We start from the raw sequence: 18,248 nt of genomic DNA on the forward strand, positions 1-18,248 counted from the left end.
GGCGGGAAAGGTTTAAGAGGTATTTTGTGGCGAGGGAGCAAGTTCCCTCGCCACAAAAAGCGGTTTGGTGATGTATTTGGATTTACCGTTGGACCTGTGCGCGGCGGTATATTCAATATCGTTGTCAGGTCACCAAGTGGATGGATCTTCCAAGGATGCTTTTTGAAGGTCATCTTTCCAAGTTTCCTTTGCCAGTACAAACACATCCTGAAGAAATTCACGAGGATTTTCCAAGTTATACCATTCCCCACGAGGCCAGCTCATTGCACAATCTTCATCTATTTCAAATAGATTTTGGAAGTCAAAGTTCTCGTCGTTGAGAGCCTCTTTGAGAAATTCTACCAGCACATATTTATGCCTGTAGGATAGGAACTCCAAATCTAGACCGTACTTGACAATTAGTTCGGATCTATCTCGTTTGTCGTTAGGGTTGTAAACCTCCAGCAGTGCTCCGCGCGTCTCTTCGCGATCATAGACGTCAAATTGGCCGATAATCCACATGGGGTCGGGAACAAATTTTTCGTTAAGAAAAGGGTCTTTCAGCATTTACTTTTTCTCCGTTGGAAATCCTGTATACGGTACACCTTCTTTGCTGAATTTAACTTCAAACCAATTCAAGTCTTCGTTCAGAGTAGGGTTTTGCTTGTCCTTTTTGTTAGGTTTATAGCCTCGGCCTGCCCCGGGTAGCTCCTGCCTAACAATTCTATCTTTCTTGTGATCCAGGCCTGTAAATGGATCCAGTCCAAGTCGCTCTCTTGTCATGGCTTTATTTAGCGCACTTAAATGAATACGCCAGTTACTGAATTGGGAGCTCAAACTTCCATTTGCTCCTTTTGGAATTACCCCTGTGTGCGGGTTCGCACCGTTAATGGCCCGCTGTTTGAGCGCAACATCCGATATTTCCGAACTGTGTTTTTCCACAGTGTGCATTGCATATTTCTCCTCATACTCAATGACACGCCGCTTCGCATTCGCCTCTCCCAACTCATCAATCCGCGCTCGCCGCTGCTCCGCCGTCATCGGCAGCCGCGGCTCTCCTTCATTCACCCCAACCTTAGCCGCCGGATCCTGACCATCGCCCGGCTTATACCCACCGGCTCCGGGGCAATCCACCAACCCCAACGGATCCACCCACCCCGTCGGGTTCAACGTGTACCTATACCCATTCAACCCACCCGCCAGCTTGCTCGGGTCGGGCGTGAGGTAGCGGCCGGTCTCCGGATTGTAGTAGCGATGCCGGTTGTAATGCAGGCCGCTTTCCACATCGAAATACTGGCCTTGAAACCGCAGCGGTTGGTCGAGTTGTTCGCCGCCGCCGTGCTGGACGTCGATGAGTTTGCCGTAGCCGTTGTAGCGCGCCGACCAGACGATGTCGCCGCGGTAGCTGGTCAGTTCCTGGGGCGTGCCGAGGTGGTCGAGGTGGTAGTAGAACGGGCAGGCCTTGAGCGGGCCTTCGCCGTCGAGCATCGCCAGGGGGCGGAAGGTGCCGGGTTCGTAGAGGTAGCTGCGGTAGTGGCGGGGGCCGCTTTCGGCGAGGAGTTGTTCGCCTTGCCAGATGAATTCAGTGGTCTGGCCGTCGACGGTCTTGCTGATGCGTCGGCCGAAGGCGTCGTAGCGGTAGGACGCTTCGCGGCCGTCCGGGGCGGTGACGCCGATCAGGCGGTGTTGGCTGTCGTAGCGGTATTCGGTGACGAGGCACTGGGCCTTGCCGCGGCGTTCGCGGATCAGGTTGCCGTAGGTGTCGTAGTCGTAGTGGCGGTCGCCCTCCCTCGTCAGACGGTTGCCCTTGAGGGTGGTGGGGCCGGGGCGATCCATCATCAAGAGGTTGCCGGCCGGGTCGTGGGCGAAGTGTTCCGGTGGCTCGCTGTGGGAGTGATCAATGCGCACCAGGCGGTCGAGCGGGTCGTACTGGTAGCTGCGCTGGGCCCGGCGGTTGTCGGTGAGGGTCGCGAGGTTGCCGTTGGCGCTGTAGCGGTAGTCGCGCCAGATCAGTTGCTGGGGCTGTTGTGACTGCTGCTGCCAGACGGTCTGGGCCTTGAGGCGGCCCTGTTCGTCGTAGGCGTAGTCGCTGAGCAGCCGACCTTGCTGGCGCCGGCGTTCGCGGCCGGCCTGGAATTGGTGTTCGGTCAGGCGCGTGCCGTTGAGGTCGATGGCGGTCAGCGCACCACCCGGGGCATGCTGGTAGTCGAGGGTGCTGTGGTCCGGCAGGCGCAGGTGGTTGAGTTGGCCGCAGGCGTCGTAGCCATAGCCCAGGGTGGCCCAGCCCTGGTGCTCCCGGACCAGCCGATCCTGGGTGTCGTATTCAAAGGCCAGCGGCCAGTGGCCGTCGTCGACATGGACCAGTCGGCCGAGGGCATCGTAGCGGTAGTGAACCTGTGCGCCGTCGGGCAGGGTTTTGCGCAGCAGGCGGCCGGCGCTGTCGCGTTGGTAAGCGGTGATCCGCTGGCTGTCGTCGCTGCCGAACTCGGTTTTCTCCAGCAACTGGCCGTTGAGGTCGTAGGCGTAGGCGGTGCGTTGACCGTCGAAACCGGTTTCCTGGCGGATCAGGCCGTTGGGGTGGTAATCGAGGCGGTAGTGTTCGCCGGACTCGTTTTCGATGTCGGTGAGCAGCAGCCGCGCCGAGTCGTAGCGATATTTCAGTTCACTGCCGTCGGGGTTGATACGGCGGCTGACCAGGTGCAGGTCGTCGGCGTACTCATAGCGGGTGGTGCGCCCCAGCTCGTCGCGTTCGGCGGTGACCTTGCCGTAGGCGTTGTAGGTCCAGGCGCGGGTGGCGCCGGTGGGCAAGGTCAGCTGGAGCAAGCGGCCGACGGCGTCCCACTGGTATTGGGTGAGGGCGCCGTGTTCGTCCTCGCGGCTGAGCAAACGCCCCTGGACGTCGTAGGAAAAACGTCGATGACGGCCGTCGGGCAGGGTTTCTTCGGTCAACTGACCGAGCCGGTTCCAGGCCAGATGATGGAAACTGCCGTCGGGGTGGTTGATGACCAGCGGCAGGCCGCGCTCATCGTATTTGTAGAAAGTGCTGTGGCCGTCCGGGTCGGTGTGTTGGGTGATGTCGCCCTGGGCGTTGCGGCGGTACTTCCAGCTGGCCTTGCCGCGGTGCACATCGCTGACGAAGCCGTTGATGTACTCGTAGCTGTGCGCTTGGTCTTCTGGCGGGATGACGGCGATCATCCAGCCGTTTTCGTCGTAGCGGTATTGGGTGACGGCGCCCAGGGGATCCTGTTCGGCGATCAACTGGCCTTTTTCGTCATAGGCCTTGAGGTGCTCGCCGCCGTCCGGGTCGACCTTGCGCACCAGCCGCGCGTTGTCGTCGTGGGTATAGACCTCTTGGCTGCCGTCGGCGTGGGTCACGGTGACGCTGCCGTTGTCGTCCCAGGCGTAGCGCGCCTCCATCTGCGAGAAGCTGGCCCAGTGACGAATGCACCGGGCCAGTTTGCCCGCACGCTCCCAGGCCCAATGGAAACGAGCGCCACCGGCCAGTTGCCGCTCCAGGATCACGTGCTGTTCGTCGTAGCGGTAATGCTCGGCTTCGCCCGCTGCGTTGCTGGCCTCGATCAGGCGAAAACGCGCGTCGTAGCGGTAACTGACCAGGGTCTGGACGGTGTTCCAGCAAGCCTCTTCGCTGGCCGCCGGGCGGAACTGCTGGTAGTCGACGGCGATGAGGTGGTCGCGCTCGTAGCGCAGCCGCAAGGCCCGACCGACGCCGTTGTCGAGCCGTTGGATCCGCCCAAGGAAGTCGCGTTGAATGCGCAGCCGGTTGCCATGGCTGTCGCTGATGGCGCTCAAGGTGACGCCCTGTTCGTCGCGCTGGAAATGGTAGAAGACCGGGCGCTGGCCGGCCTGGGCCAGGATCAGCTCGGAGGGCTTGTCGGAGGGGTTGTCCCCCAGGTAAATCGCCGCCCGCGAGAGGCTGTTGGTGATCGCCGGGCGTTGCTCGCTGGGCAGCGGGAAGGACGTGGCGCGGTTTTCGTGATCGGTCCAGACGACTTCGTCGCCATTGATCTCGAGACGGTGCGCCAGTGAATGGCTCCAGCCGTAGCCCAGGCCGCAGTCGATTTCCACGGCGCTGGTGCGGTACAGGCGGGTGAAGACAAAGGGCAGGCAGCCGTCGAGCGTGCCGTCTTCCAACGTCAGCAGCTCTTCGCCGGTGACCATAGAGACCGGGCATTTGTCGGTGCAGGTGCGGGCGACGGGTTCGGCGCTTTGGCCGGCGGGTGTGGTCGCTTGCCGGGCTGTGTCATCGCCGACCGGCCCGGCCAGCCGGGCGTTGCGCTGGCCGTCGAGCCGCAGCTCGACCGCGCCTTTCTTCATGGGTTTGGCCATGCCCCGTACGGCCACGGGAAGGTACTTGGCGACGTAGCCCATGAACCCGTGGACGATGGCGAACAACGACTCCACGAACCCCATTACGGCGTTGAAGATGACTTCGCCGTAGCGCTTCATGCGCACCGCGAGGTAAACGATCCCGGTGCCCTGCGCGGCGATGCTCAGCACCACGGCAATCACGATGTCGATGGCGATGCCCATCACCGCGGCGGTGGTCATCCGGGCGACGTCGCCGGCGGTTTGCATGGGCGGCAGGCTCGTGAGCCAGACCAGCGCGCAGTGCATCATCAGAAACAGCGCGGCCTCGTCACTGGCCAGCAGCATGGCTTTGCGCATGACGTCCGGGGCTTGCTCGGCCGCGGCGATCAGGCGCTCGGCGCTTTCCCCCAGGCGTTCGCTGAACTGCGCCGGGTCTTGCAGGATGTCGAGCACCAGGTTGATCCCGTCCCACACGCCCTTGATGGCTTCCCAGCCGCCTTCGAGCAGGCCGTTGCCAATGGCCAGGGCGGTGCCGGACAGCGACAGGCTCGACCACTGTTGTCGATGCCCGCCGGGGCCTTCCCATTTGTTGCGCAGGAAGTTTTCCAACTCGCCGGTCAGCCCGGCGTAGGCCGAGAACAGTTCATCGATCTGCGCGGGTGTCACTTCGCTGTGGACGCGGATCTGGTAATACTTGCCGGCTTCGCCATCGTCCCAACGGGCCTTGCCCTGGGCGTCCAGCATGACCTTGCTGACGGCGCCGCTGGTCACGTCGACGATGTCGACCTCGATATCGCCGATGGGGATGTCGTAGAGCGACTCGAATTTACTCTCGATGAGCAACGGGCCTTTTAACGGGCACTGGACCACGTTGGAGGCGAAATCCCCATCGGCCATGCCCACCGTTTTGCTGCTGTCGCCGACCTTGATGATGCGGTCCATGTTCAGCAGGGAGGGCAGGTCGGCGAATCGGCTGATGTCGTCGGCGCGTTGTGCGTACCAGGCCTGGGTCTGCTTGCGATAGAGCTCCAAACTGTCCTTGAAGGTGTCCAGTTGTTGGTCGACGAAGTCGATGTGCGCCTGTGCCGACATCAGCGCTGTTCCGCCTGCAATTGCTCCAACAGGACGAGTTCCAGGTTGTCCGCCACGTCCTGGCGGCCCACGATGCGGGCGACTTTCAGCCGCAGGTTGCCCTCGGGCCAAGCGGTGTAGAGGTCCAGGTGCTGGTCTTCCAGCCAGTGCATCAGGCTGTCGATCCGCGTCGTCGGGTTCTCCTGGGCCAGGGTTGCGAGCAGTGTTCTTGGCACCTCCCACCACGGCCAATCCTTCACCTCCGGCACCCGCCCGGGTTTGACGGCCAGGGGGTTGCCGTTGATCAGGTAGCGTTCGAACACTGGCAGGATCTCCCACGCCGCATCGCCCAGGGCTTTGAGGAGCGGGTGGAGGTGGCGTCCATCCCAGAAGCGGAAGAACACGGCGGTTGCGCCTGGCATGTTGACTTGAGTGAGGCTGCGCAGGCGTTCAAGCACTTCGCTTGGGTCGCTGCGTGAAACCGCCAGCCAACCCCAGTCGAGGGCGTCGGTTTCGGCGATCCACGGCAGGAACGCCGATTCGGCGCTCAGCTCCGTGACGTAGGGCATCACCCCGTGCCAGGTGGCGTAAGGCGTGTCGCCCCAGATCGGCAGCAACTGGCGGGTGGGTTCGCTCATGCTCAGGGCTGTCAGGGCATCGGCCTCGCTGGCCTTACTGATGACCAGGTACAACCGTTCGCCTGCCTGGAGTGGCTGTTCTGTCAGCCAGGCCGAGGGTGTGACCAATGAATGCTCTCCTTGAAAATGGCGCGCCGGGCACAGGCTTGGCCCGGTGGGGGCGGCCATCAATCAAGGAGTGGGCCAGGTTTATTCGAGCCCCTTTAAACCGGGGCTTTCAGGCGGTTTTTTACTTGCCTTTGGCTGTTTTTACTGGCGATCGAGGCTGCAAAAGGAGCGGGAATTTGCGTGGTGTTGCGCAGCGGTTTGCCTACGACGGGGACGTTACTGATCTGTATTTTCTGCCGGCAGGTGCCTCTGTAACGAAGACCTGCCCCACGCCAGAATGGCGCAGATTTTTTTGTGAGGATCAGGTGCAATCATGGCGAAGATGGCGTTTTTTCTCGGCGGGTTCCTGGCGCTGACCCTGCTGATCGGTGTGCTGGCGACGATCTCGCCGGTGTAGCAGCGCGCTTGTGGGCGTGGCGTGGGGGCAAGGCCTATTTGGACAAGGCCTGTTGGAATCAACCACACCCCCTCTGGCTATCTGTGCAATATCACCTGGGCGATCTCCTGCAACCCAATCACCCGTTGCACGGCGTTGAGCTTGATCGCTTCCTTGGGCATGCCGAAGACCACGCAGCTGGCTTCGTCCTGGGCGGCGGTGGTGCTGCCGGCGTCGAGCATTTCCTTGAGGCCGCGGGCGCCGTCGTCGCCCATGCCGGTCATGATCACACCCGTGGCGTTGCGGCCGGCGAATTTGGCCACTGAGCGAAACAGCACGTCCACCGACGGGCGATGGCGGTTGACCAGCGGGCCGTCCACTACTTGCACGTGATAGAACGCGCCGCTGCGGGTCACCATCATGTGTTTGCCACCCGGTGCGATCAGCGCCAGGCCAGGGTGGATGCGGTCGTTGTTGCGGGCTTCACGCACTTCGATCTGGCACAGGCTGTTGAGCCGGGCGGCGAACGAAGCGGTGAATTTTTCCGGCATGTGCTGGACGATGACGATGCCTGGGCATACCCGCGGCAGCGCGGTGAGCACCGCTTCCAGGGCCTGGGTGCCGCCCGTGGAGGTGCCGAGGGCGATGATGCGTTCGGTGGTCTGCGCCATGGCGTGGCCGTTGGCGGCGGGCAACACGGCGTCGGCGCTGAGCTTGGTGGCTGGCGTCAGCGGGGCCGGGCGCTTGCCCAGGTTGCGGACGTTGACCTGGGCGGCCGCGCGGATCGCCGCCACCAATTCCGGTGCCGACTCCAATAGAAAATTCTTCAACCCGCTGGTGGGCTTGGTGATGATTTCCACCGCGCCGGCCGCCATGGCCTGCAAGCTGGTTTCCGCGCCCTTGGGTGTCAGGGACGAGCAGATCACCACCGGTGTCGGACGCTCGCTCATGATTTTCTTCAAGAACGTGATGCCGTCCATGCGCGGCATTTCCACGTCCAGCACGATCACGTCGGGCCATTCCCGGGCCAGTTTGTCCATGGCGAAAATCGGGTCGGACGCCGCGCCCATGACGTGGATGTCCGGTGTGTCGCTGAGGATCGCCAGCAACACCTGGCGAACCACGGCGGAGTCATCCACCAGCAGTACATTGATCTTTTTTGACATGGTCAGTGCCGGGTCCTTATCGGTTGGTGCCTGACCCACACGTCGCCGCTGCACAGGTCGAAGATGATGCTGCGGTGGCCGGTGCTGCCCATGTCCTGGGCGATCAGGTCGAGGCGATAGAGCGCGGCCATTTCCAGCGCGGCGTTGACGTTGAGCCGCGCCACATCGCCATAGGGCACGTGGCGTTGCAGTTCAGGAAACATCTCGCCGCCGCCGAACAGTTTGAGTTGGTAGTCCTCGGGTTCGGTGTGGTGGGCCCGGGCCTGGCGGATGAACAGTTCGATGGCTTCGTCGGCGTACATGCCGTTGAGGGTGGTGCTGCAGCGCAGTCGGCTGGGCAGCATGAAATGGCACATGGCGCCGATCTTGCGCTCGGGATGCCACAGGGTGATCGCCACGCACGAGCCGAGGATCGTGCGCAGGCGGGTCGGGCACGTGGCGAAGCGAAACTCCCCCGGCGCCAGGTAGACCTCGGCTGCTGCCTTGATCGCGGTGTTCATGGTTTGCGATAAATCGAAGGCGTCACCAGTTTCAACGCGTCGGATACCCCGTTGAGGCTTTCCGAATGGCTCACGATGAAGTACCCGCCGGGCTTGAGCCGGGGGAACAAACGCGCGACCACTTTGCTTTTGGTGGCTTGGTCGAAATAGATCATGACGTTGCGCAGGAAGATCACGTCGAACTCCCCCAGCTCCGGCAAGGTGTCGTTGAGATTGACCTGGATGAAGTTGACCCGGTTGCGCAACGCCCGGTCGATGAGGAACGTGCCGTCCTGGCTGCCAGTGCCCTTGAGGCAATACTTCACCAGCAGCGGATGGGGCAGGGTGCGGGCGCGCTCTATCGGGTAATGCCCGGCGCGCGCCTTGGCCAGCACCTGACTGCTGATGTCCGAACCGATCACTTCCCAAGGCGTGGTGCCCAGCCCTTCGGCCAGGGTCATGGCCAGGCTATAGGGTTCTTCTCCCGATGAACTGGCCGCGCTCCACAGACGAAAGGTCTTGCCCGGCGTTGCGTGGGGCAGCACGTGCTGGCGCAGGAAGTCGAAGTGCTTGGGCTCGCGGAAAAAGTAGGTTTCATTGGTGGTCAGCAGATCCAGCGCGACTTGCAGCTCGTCGGTGCGCTGGCCGTTCATGATCAGTTTGAAATACTCGCCGTAGCTGTCCAGGCCGTAGTGCTTGAGGCGCTTGAACAAACGCCCGGCCACCAGGGCTTTCTTGGCCTCGGACAGGCTGATGCCGGCGGCCTGGTACAACCAGGATTGAAACTGGCGGAACTCGCGATCACTGAGGGCCAGTGAGTGGGCCGTGCGTTCCTTGCAGGTGTCGGTGTTCACGGGGCATCCATTTCCAGCGCGGTCGGGCTGGCTTCTGCGAGTTGGGACATTTCGTCGATGGACAGCACGCGGTCGACTTCCAGCACGATGACGAACTTGCCCTCGACCTTGGCCATGCCGCTGATGAAGTCGGCGCGGATCTTCGCGCCGAAGCTCGGTGGCGGTTCGATCTGCGAGGCCGGGATCTCCAGCACCGCCGACACCGTGTCCACCAAAAGGCCAATGTCCTGGGCTTGGCCGTCGGCGCTGGAGGCTTCGATGATCACCACGCATGAGCGGCGGCTGATCGCCGAATTCGGCCGGCCGAAACGCGCCGACAGGTCCACCACCGGCACCACCGCCCCGCGCAGGTTGATCACCCCACGCACGAAGGCCGGCATCATCGGTACCACGGTCAGGTTGCCGTATTCGATGATTTCCTTGATGCACAGGATGCCGATGGCGAACATCTCGGTGCCCAGCATGAACGTCAGGTATTGCGCTTCTTCCTCGACCGCCAGAGCGGTTTGATGCGTAGTCGCGATGGCACCCATGCCTGTTTCTCCTGTAAACGAGCCGGTCTGTCAGAACCGGGTGAACTCGGATTCATCCGGTGCGCTGGTCATGCTGTAGGCGAATGCCTTGGGCAGCGCGGGTGCAGGCGCTCGGGCCGGCTTGCGGCTGGGCGAGCCTGGCGTGTTGTCCACCTTCTGCGGCGGGTTGGCTGATTTGGGTGGCGTGTCCAGGGTGAAGAAACTCATGGCCTGTTGCAGTTGTTCGGCCTGGCTGCTCATTTCCTCGGCGGTGGCCGCCAGCTCTTCGCTGCTGGAAGCGTTCTGCTGGGTCACCTGGTTGAGTTGGGTCATGGCGGTGTTGATCTGCGCCACGCCGGCGGCCTGCTCTTCGGAGGCGGCGCTGATTTCCTGGACCAGGTCGGAGGTTTTGTTGATCGACGGGACCATCTCGTTGAGCAGGTTCCCGGCCATTTCCGCCATGTCGACGCTGCTGGAGGACAGCTCGCCGATTTCCTGGGCGGCCACCTGGCTGCGTTCGGCCAGTTTGCGCACTTCGGCGGCCACCACCGCGAAGCCCTTGCCGTGTTCGCCGGCACGGGCCGCTTCGATGGCGGCATTGAGGGCCAGCAGGTTGGTCTGGTAGGCGATGTCGTCGATGATGCTGATGCGCTGGGCGATTTTCTTCATCGCCACCACGGTCTGCTGCACCGATTCGCCGCCGTCGGTGGCTTCCTTGGCGGCCTTGCTGGCCATGCCGTCGGTGACCTTGGCGTTCTCGGTGTTCTGGTTGATGCTGGCACTCATCTGCTCGATGGAGGCGCTGGTTTCCTCGACGCTGGCGGCTTGCTCGCTGGTGGCCTGGCTCATCGATTGTGCGGTGGCGCTGACTTCTTCCGAGGCACTGGCGAGGTTGTCCGCCGCATTACGCACTTCACCGATGATGTGCGAGAGCTTGCCCACCATGTTCTGCATGGCGTTGAGCACCATGCCGGTCTCGTCCTTGGAGCCGCCGTCGATTTTTGCGTTGAGGTTGCCTTCGGCCAGTTGTCCGGCGACCGCTGCGGCTTGTTTCAACGGGCGGGAAATGATCCGGGAGACGAACAAAGCCAGGGCCAGGCCGATCAGCAGCGCGGCAACCAGCACGGTGATGATCGACAGCCGCGATTTTTCAAACAGTGCCGTGCCGCGTTCGCTGGCGGCGCCGGCGCCGGCGTCATTGAGCTCGACCAGTTTCTGCAGGTCGCTGACCACCAGCTCGAAGCGGCGCCGGGATTCGCCCTTGAGTAGCGCATGGGCTTGGTCGGAGAGGTTTTGCTTGGACAGGGCGAGCAGATCCTTGCTGATGGCCAGGTACGCGTTCCAGTCGTTGCGAGTGGCTTCGAACAGCTGGCGGTCTTCTGCGTTGGACAGCAATTTTTCATAGGTGCCCAGGCGTGTCTCGAAACCCTTGCGGGCTTCTTCCGCTTCCTGTTCGACGGTGCTGCGCTCCTGTTCTGAATCGGCGGTGATATGGCGGTTTTCCTTGAGGCGATAGTTCGCCGCGTAGAAGCGCATGCCTGAAGCTGCGCGCATCGAAGGCATCCAGTTTTCCCGGATCTCGATGGTGGTGCCGTTCACCTCACCCAGTTGGATGATCGAAAACACCCCCATGACAGCCGTCAGGGCCAGTACCACCAGAAACGAGGTGATCAGTTTGGTGGCGATTCTAAGGTCGTAGAACCATTTCATTGGGAAGTACCTCTCCATGGAATTGCCAGAGCGTCAGCGAGCAGCGGCGTGTTGGAATTGGGTCGGGGTGTAGCGGTTTTCTATCTGGGTGATCTGGGTGAGCAAGGCCGGCACGTCGAGAATCAGTGCCACGGCGCCACTGCCCAGGATGGTCGAGCCGCTGATGCCGCGCAGTGCGCCGAACAGCTTGCCCAAGGGTTTGATGACGGTCTGGAATTCCCCCAGCAGGTCATCCACCACCAGCCCGGCCTTGAGTTCGGCGTAGCGCACCACCACCACGTTCTGCCGACGCGCGGGTGGGCCTTCGTGGCTGAAGTGATCGCGCAGATACACCAGCGGCAGTACTTCGCCGCGCAGGTCGAGGTAGCCTTGTTCGCGGCTGGCGAGCCCGTCGTCTTCGCTCAGCTCGATGCATTCCTGGACCATGTCCAACGGAATGACATAAGTGGACTGGCCGATGCCCACCAGGAAGCCATTGATGATCGCCAGGGTCAGCGGCAGGCGGATGCGCACCACGGTGCCCCTGCCGGGTTGGCTGTCGAGGTCGACGGTGCCGCGCAGCAGGGTGATGTTGCGCTTGACCACGTCCATGCCCACGCCTCGCCCCGACAGATTGGTGACGGCCTGGGCGGTGGAGAAACCGGGTTCGAAGATCAGGTTGTAGATCTCCTGGTCGGTCGGGCTCGCCCCGGCGGCGACCAGGCCGCGTTCCTGGGCTTTTTCCAGGATCCGGTCGCGGTTCAGGCCGGCGCCGTCGTCGGCGATCTCCAGCACGATGCTGCCCGAGTCATGGTAGGCGTTGAGGTGCAGGTGCCCCTTGGCCGGCTTGCCGGCGGTCAGTCGGGCCTCGGCGGTTTCGATGCCATGGTCCATGGCGTTGCGCAGCAGGTGCATCAGCGGGTCGCCGATTTTTTCCACCACGGTTTTGTCCAGTTCCGTCTCGGCGCCGCTGATGATCAGGTCGATGTCCTTGCCCAGTTCCTGGCTGACGTCGCGCACCACCCGGCGGAAACGGTTGAAGGTTTCGCCGATGGGGATCATGCGCAGGCGCAGGGCGCCGTCGAGGATTTCTTCCACCAGTGCGGACACCGATGAGGTGGCTTCCTGTAAGGGGTCGTTGTGGCAGGTGCGAGCCAGCAGGCTGGCGCCGGCGCTGGCGATGACCAGTTCGCCCACCAGGTTAATCAGTTCGTCGAGCTTGTCGGCATTGACCCGCACATAAGTGCCGTCCTTGGCTTTGCCGTCGCTGGTCACGGGGTGTTTGTCGGCGCTGGCCTGGGCGGACAGGCGTGGCGTCTTGCGCTGGTCCGGGAGCAGCTCGCCGGTGGTGGCCAGTGCGGTGCTTTCCTCAGGCTTTTGCGGTGCCGTGGCGACCATGCCGGTGTTCCGAGGGGCTGCGTCATCGGCGGCGACGATCTCGATGGCGCAATCTTCACGGACGAAATCGAACACTTCGTTGATTGCAACGTGGCCGGCGGCCGAGCGAAATTCGATGTCGAACCCCAGGTAACAGGATTCGGCATCCCAGGTGTCGAGCGATGGCATCGCGTCCGTCAGCGTGGTGATCTCGACGATCTCGCCGAGGGTTTGCAGGTAGCGCAGGAATGACAGCGGGTCCATGCCGTTGCGAAATACCTCCGGGCCGAAGCGCAGGGCGATGTGCCAGAGGTGGGTTTCACCGGTCTCGGGCGTTGAGGCTTCGGCCGTCGCGGTCGGGGCGTCGGCAGTCGGGTGGGTCTGGTATTCCTGCAGTACCTGGCACAATTCCATCTCGCGCTTGAGGGCCGGTGGCGTCAGCGTCCCGCCCTGGTTGGCGACCACGTTGATCAGTTCCAGCATGTGGTCGCTGGACTTGAGCAGCACGGCGATCAGGCCGGCGTCCACTTCGACGCTGCCGGTGCGCAAGCGGTCGAGCACGTCTTCGACGATGTGGGTGAAACTGACAATCGGCTCCAGGCCGAACAGCCCGGCCGAACCCTTGATCGTATGAGCCGCCCGAAAGATCGCGCCGATGGCGTCGTCGTCAGCAGGGTCGTTCTCCAGTTGCAGCAGCGATTCTTCCATCGCCTGCAACTGTTCCCGTGCCTCGGCGATGAACGTCTGTTGTGCCTGGTCGAGATTGATGCTCACGCTCATGTCCTTTGTCGTGTCGGGCGGTGACGGTTGCCCCTAGGCCAGCAGGTTGCACAGCTCGAGTGTTTCGCTGACCGTCTTGCTGCGAGCGGTCAGGGCCAGCTGGGTGCCGGCCTTCGGCGCCTCGCGCAGGGCTATCAGCAGCAGTTGCAAGCCGGCGCCGTCAATTTCGGTCACCTGTGACAGGTCCAGCTCCATGTGCGGCGTATTGCCCAGGCATGGCAGCAACTGCGCGGCCAGGTCGGCGACGGTGTAGATCGTCAGCTCGCCGTCGATCTGCACGTGGGCGGTGTCACTCTGTATTTCGTACAACAGCGGCATCACAGCCTCCGGCCATCAGGGCAGAATCAGTTTGGACACCGCCGCCAGCATCTGCGCCGGCTGGAACGGCTTGACCACCCAGGCCTTGGCGCCTGCGGCCTGGCCTTCCTGTTTCTTCGATTCCTGGGATTCGGTGGTGAGCATGATGATCGGCGTGAACTTGTAGCTGGCCAGCTTCTTGACCTCCTTGACGAAGGTGATGCCGTCCATGTTCGGCATGTTCACGTCGCTGATGATCAGGTGCACTTTCTGCCCGGTGAGCTTGCCCAGTGCATCCTTGCCATCGCTGGCCTCGATCACGTCATAGCCGGCACTTTTCAACGCGATGCCGACCACCTGCCGAACGCTCGCGGAGTCGTCGACAACCAATACACTTTTAGCCATGAACGGCTCTCCTAGAAGAAGGTAATTTCCTGTGAAGCGTGTTGCACGCCCGCGTCGCCGTGGTGATTGCGGCGTTGTTCGTCGGTGGCGTAAGTGGTTTCCATGCGTGCCAGCCATTGGCGTGCATCGATGGGGGACGTGTCGTGGGGCGACTGGCTGGCCTGCTGCATGTGCACGTGCAGGTCCTCGATGTTGTCGCGCACGTGGCTGAGGATCTGGCTGACCCGGTCCTGGAATTGCAGGTTGACCAGGACGTCGGTGAGCTCGTCGCGAATGCCGAAGCTTTCCTGTTGCAGCAGGTCTGCCGATTCGGCCAGTTGCCCGGTGATTTGCTTGAAGCGTTCCAGCACGTGCTGGATGCTGGCCTCGGAGGCCGCGACCGAGTGGCTGTCCTGGTCCGCGCCGCTGGAGGCCGCCTGGACCAGTTGGGTGATGGCGGTGTTGATGATGTCGACCTTGGCGGACATCTGCTGCCCGGTCTCGCTGGACTTGCTCGACAGGCTGCGCACGGCGTCGGCCACGACGGCAAAACCGCGCCCGGCTTCACCCGCACGGGCCGCCTCGATGGCGGCGTTGAGGGCCAGCAGGTTGGTCTGCGCGGCGATCGCGGCGACGTCGGCGGCCATGGTCCGCAGTTCGCCGGTGTAGGCGGTCAGGTGGCGCACCTGGGCCAGGGTTTCGTCGCGGCTGGCCTGGGTGGCTTTCAGCGAGTCGATGACCTGGACCAACTCGCCTTCACTCTGGGCCAGCACCTGCATAGCGCCGCCGCTGCTTTGGCCGGCCAGTTCACCGGCCGCCCGTTGCGAGGCTTGCACGGTGTCTTGCAGGCGAGACGAAATGCCGGTGAAACGGTGGGTCAACTCGACGATGGCGGTTTCAGTTTGCTGGCGCGAGCTTTCCACTTGCTTGGCCCAGATCGGCATGGCGCCAAGGACGACTTCGTTGAGCTGCGCGCTGGCGGGGTGAGCGAGACGGTCGGCGGCCTGTTGGTCGCGATGGGCCAGGGCGGCTGCCACGGCGCTCTCGAGCTGGAGACGCTGGGCCCGCGCCCCCCATATTCCGGTCGCCACGCCCAGTGCCAGCAGGGCTGCACTCAAACCGACGTTCTGCCCGCTCGCACCGTTGAGGACCAGCACGCCCACGCTCGCGACAACGGCCACGAACAGGGCGGTCCAGAGGAAGCGGGAAGGGGAGGAGGCGACGGAATGGCCGTGTGACGACGTCATGGTTCGGTCCTTGAACAGTGTTGCTCGTTTGCTAACAGGTTATTGGCGAATAACTGGTTATCTGCGACCTTTCCTCGGACTTTATGACCGGTCGTCCGATGTCGCATTACTGCGGGCATGGACCCGCAGCATACGTAGCACTGTGCTATCTCAGCGTAGACGCAGTCTGGAAAATGTCGAATGCCCCCCCGACGAAGGCGTAAGCCAATCCCCTCTTCACAACAATGTTATCCAGTGGAGCTTCCAGGCTGATTCTTCTGAAACAGTCTGAATGGATTGCGCTAAATTACCCCGCATCGCAAACCCGCCATCACGAGCCCCCATGCCCACCCAGCCGCTCTGGAAAACCTACCTGCTGTTCCTGACCCCAATGGTCTTGTCCAATTTCCTGCAGTCCATGTCCGGCACGCTCAACAGCATCTATATCGGCCAGATGCTTGGCACCCAGGCACTGGCGTCGGTGTCGGGGATGTTTCCGATCCTGTTTTTCTTCATCTCCCTGGTGATCGGCCTGGGCGTCGGCGCCGGGGTGTTGATCGGGCAGGCGCACGGTGCTCGGGAAACCGGCACGGTGAAGGCGATTGCCGGCTCGACCCTGCTGCTGGGGGCGCTCATCGGTTTGGCGGCGGCGGTGTTTGGCAGTCTCTTTGCCCGCCAGGCGTTGCAAGGCCTGGGCACGCCAGCGGATGTGCTGGAGGACGCGGTGGCCTATGCCCGGGTCATGATGTGGATCTTGCCGCTGTTGCTGGTGTTCGTGCTGTTCACCCAGTTGTTGCGTGGGGTAAGCGATACGGTGTCACCGATGTTGGCACTGCTGGTGTCCACCAGCGTCGGGTTGGTGCTGACGCCCGCGCTGATTCGCGGTTGGCTGGGGTTGCCGCAGATGGGCATCCAGAGTGCGGCGGTGGCGGGGCTGGTCGGGACGGCGGCGGCCATGGCGATGCTGGCATGGCGCTTGAACCGGCGGGAACACGACCTGGCGCCGGATCGGGCGCTGTTCGCGGCGATGCGCCTGGACCTGGCGATCCTCGGCAAGGTGCTGCGAATCGGCCTGCCCACTGGCTTGCAGATGGTGGTGATTTCCTTGTCGGAGCTGGTGATCCTGGCGCTGGTCAACCGTCATGGCTCCGAGGCCACGGCGGCCTATGGCGCGGTGACGCAGATCGTCAACTACGTGCAGTTTCCGGCGCTGTCGATTGCCATCTCCGCTTCGATCCTCGGCGCCCAGGCCATTGGCGCCGGGCGCCAGGAACGCCTCGGGCCGATCCTGCGCACGGGGCTTTTGATCAACCTCTGGCTCACCGGTGGGTTGGTGGTGTTGGCCTATCTGTTGTCCCACCGGTTGCTGGGGTTGTTCATCACCGATCTGACGGCCCGGGTGCAGGCCGAGCATCTGTTGCACATCATGCTCTGGAGCCTTTTGGTGTTCGGCTTCCAGGCCATCGTCGGCGGCATCATGCGCGCCAGCGGCACTGTGCTGATGCCGGTGGCGATCTCGATCCTGTGCATCGTGGGCGTGCAAGTGCCGGCGGCCTATCTGCTGGACGCCTACGTCGGCTTGCAAGGGGTATGGATGGCGTTCCCGGTGGCTTACCTGAGCATGCTGGCGTTGCAGACGCTGTACTACAAACGGGTCTGGCAGCATCAACCGATCGAGCGTCTTGTGTAGGGCAATACTCTAAAAAAAACCGGCGCTACCGAGGTCGCGCCGGTGGTGTTGCCGGTGGCCGGACGGATGTCGTGGGTCCGCCAGCCACCGTCGGGCTCGCTACGTGTACAGCTAGGCGCGTTCCAGTGCCAAGGCCACGCCCTGGCCGCCACCGATGCACAGCGTCGCCAGGCCTTTCCTGGCGTCGCGCTTGATCATTTCATGGAGCAACGACACCAGCACCCGGCAACCCGAAGCACCGATAGGGTGACCGAGGGCGATGGCGCCGCCGTTGACATTGACCTTGTCCAGGTCCCATTTCAGCTCTTTGCCCACCGCCAGCGATTGGGCGGCGAAGGCCTCGTTGGCTTCGATCAGGTCCAGTTGCTCCAGCGACCAGCCGGCCTTGTCCAGGCAACGACGGGTGGCCGATACCGGGCCGATGCCCATGATGGCTGGGTCGACGCCCGCGTTGGCGTAGGCGCTGATTTTCGCCAGCACCGGCAAGCCCAGGGCCTTGGCTTTTTCCGCGCTCATCAAGAGCACGGCGGCGGCCCCATCGTTCAATGACGACGCATTGCCGGCGGTGACGCTGCCGTCCTTCTTGAACGCCGGCTTGAGCTTGCCCAGGGACTCGACGGTGGTGCCGGCCCGTGGCTGTTCGTCGGTGGCGAACGCCAGCGGATCGCCCTTGCGCTGGGGAATCAGGATCGGTGTGATTTCATCGGCAAAGCGACCCGCTTCGATGGCGGCAACGGCTTTCTGCTGGGAGGCGGCGGCGAAGGCGTCCTGCTCCTCGCGGCTGATGCCATATTTGTTCACCAGGTTCTCGGCGGTGATGCCCATGTGGTAGTCGTTGAATGCATCCCACAGGCCGTCGGTGATCATGCTGTCGATCATCTTCGCGTGGCCCATGCGCAGGCCGGTGCGGGCGGCCGGCAGGACGTAGGGGGCCAGGCTCATGTTTTCCATGCCGCCGGCAATGATGACCTCGGCGTCGCCACAGCGGATCGCCTGGGCGCCCAGGTGCAACGCCTTGAGCCCGGAGCCGCAGACCTTGTTCAGGGTCAATGCCGGCACGGCGTGGGGCAGGCCGGCGAGGATCGATGCCTGGCGGGCCGGGTTTTGTCCGGAGCCGGCGGTCAGCACCTGGCCGAGGATCACCTCATCGACCTGTTCGCCAGAAAGGCCGGTCTGTTCCAGCAGGCGACGAATTACCGCGGCACCGAGTTCCGGTGCGGGAATGGAGGCCAGCGAACCCTGGAAACTGCCGATGGCGGTGCGGGTGGCGGCGACAATCACGACTTCTTGCAT

13 protein-coding genes and 1 pseudogene are annotated in these 18,248 nt (G+C 62.8%); 1 reads left to right on the plus strand and 13 read right to left on the minus strand.

All coding sequences use genetic code 11. The features are described from left to right. Positions 1-129: 129 nt before the first annotated feature. The 12 genes and pseudogenes from N4Q37_RS19930 to N4Q37_RS19985 form a co-directional block, all read right to left on the minus strand. Entirely contained in the window at positions 130-546 is a 417-nt protein-coding gene (locus N4Q37_RS19930; RefSeq protein WP_260961278.1) for a hypothetical protein, read from the minus strand. Beyond that, the gene (locus N4Q37_RS19935) at positions 547-5,400 is read right to left on the minus strand and encodes an RHS repeat protein (protein ID WP_260961279.1); all 4,854 of its coding nucleotides are present in this window, start codon (positions 5,398-5,400) and stop codon (positions 547-549) included. Beyond that, a complete protein-coding gene (locus N4Q37_RS19940; protein WP_260961281.1) occupies positions 5,400-6,125 on the minus strand; it encodes a DUF4123 domain-containing protein in 726 nt (241 codons plus the stop codon). The genes N4Q37_RS19935 and N4Q37_RS19940 overlap by 1 nt, the downstream gene beginning before the upstream one ends. A gap of 474 nt (positions 6,126-6,599) precedes the next feature. Next, positions 6,600-7,667 carry a protein-glutamate methylesterase/protein-glutamine glutaminase gene (locus N4Q37_RS19945; RefSeq protein WP_260961282.1) on the minus strand — a complete coding sequence of 356 codons (1,068 nt, stop codon included), beginning with the start codon at positions 7,665-7,667 and terminating at the stop codon, positions 6,600-6,602. Between the two features lie 2 nt (positions 7,668-7,669). Next, entirely contained in the window at positions 7,670-8,167 is a 498-nt protein-coding gene (cheD, locus tag N4Q37_RS19950) for a chemoreceptor glutamine deamidase CheD (protein ID WP_260961284.1), read from the minus strand. Then, a complete protein-coding gene (locus tag N4Q37_RS19955; protein WP_260961285.1) occupies positions 8,164-9,000 on the minus strand; it encodes a CheR family methyltransferase in 837 nt (278 codons plus the stop codon). The genes cheD and N4Q37_RS19955 overlap by 4 nt, the downstream gene beginning before the upstream one ends. Next, positions 8,997-9,533, minus strand: coding sequence for a chemotaxis protein CheW (locus N4Q37_RS19960; RefSeq protein ID WP_260961287.1), 537 nt, complete (start codon positions 9,531-9,533; stop codon positions 8,997-8,999). Before N4Q37_RS19960 ends, N4Q37_RS19955 begins: the two co-directional genes overlap by 4 nt. A gap of 30 nt (positions 9,534-9,563) precedes the next feature. Further along, positions 9,564-11,222 (minus strand): methyl-accepting chemotaxis protein, encoded by a 1,659-nt coding sequence (locus tag N4Q37_RS19965; protein WP_260961289.1) that lies wholly within the window; start codon positions 11,220-11,222, stop codon positions 9,564-9,566. Between the two features lie 33 nt (positions 11,223-11,255). Next, on the minus strand, positions 11,256-13,352 hold the full coding sequence (locus tag N4Q37_RS19970) for a chemotaxis protein CheA (RefSeq protein ID WP_260961290.1): 2,097 nt from the start codon (positions 13,350-13,352) through the stop codon (positions 11,256-11,258). A 39-nt stretch (positions 13,353-13,391) separates the two neighbouring features. Then, entirely contained in the window at positions 13,392-13,676 is a 285-nt protein-coding gene (locus N4Q37_RS19975; protein ID WP_260961291.1) for an STAS domain-containing protein, read from the minus strand. A gap of 15 nt (positions 13,677-13,691) precedes the next feature. Then, positions 13,692-14,060 carry a response regulator gene (locus N4Q37_RS19980; RefSeq protein ID WP_042730627.1) on the minus strand — a complete coding sequence of 123 codons (369 nt, stop codon included), beginning with the start codon at positions 14,058-14,060 and terminating at the stop codon, positions 13,692-13,694. 11 nt (positions 14,061-14,071) lie between these two features. Then, a pseudogene (locus N4Q37_RS19985) lies at positions 14,072-15,016 on the minus strand (methyl-accepting chemotaxis protein); the annotation flags it as partial. Between the two features lie 592 nt (positions 15,017-15,608). Between N4Q37_RS19985 and N4Q37_RS19990 the strand changes: the two are divergent. After that, the gene (locus N4Q37_RS19990; protein WP_260961293.1) at positions 15,609-16,955 is read left to right on the plus strand and encodes an MATE family efflux transporter; all 1,347 of its coding nucleotides are present in this window, start codon (positions 15,609-15,611) and stop codon (positions 16,953-16,955) included. A 111-nt stretch (positions 16,956-17,066) separates the two neighbouring features. On the opposite strand, the gene N4Q37_RS19995 is transcribed toward N4Q37_RS19990, so the two are convergent. Continuing rightward, positions 17,067-18,248 (minus strand): acetyl-CoA C-acetyltransferase, encoded by a 1,182-nt coding sequence (locus tag N4Q37_RS19995; protein WP_260961294.1) that lies wholly within the window; start codon positions 18,246-18,248, stop codon positions 17,067-17,069.

The organism is Pseudomonas citri, assembly GCF_025336485.1.
GTDB lineage: Bacteria > Pseudomonadota > Gammaproteobacteria > Pseudomonadales > Pseudomonadaceae > Aquipseudomonas > Aquipseudomonas citri.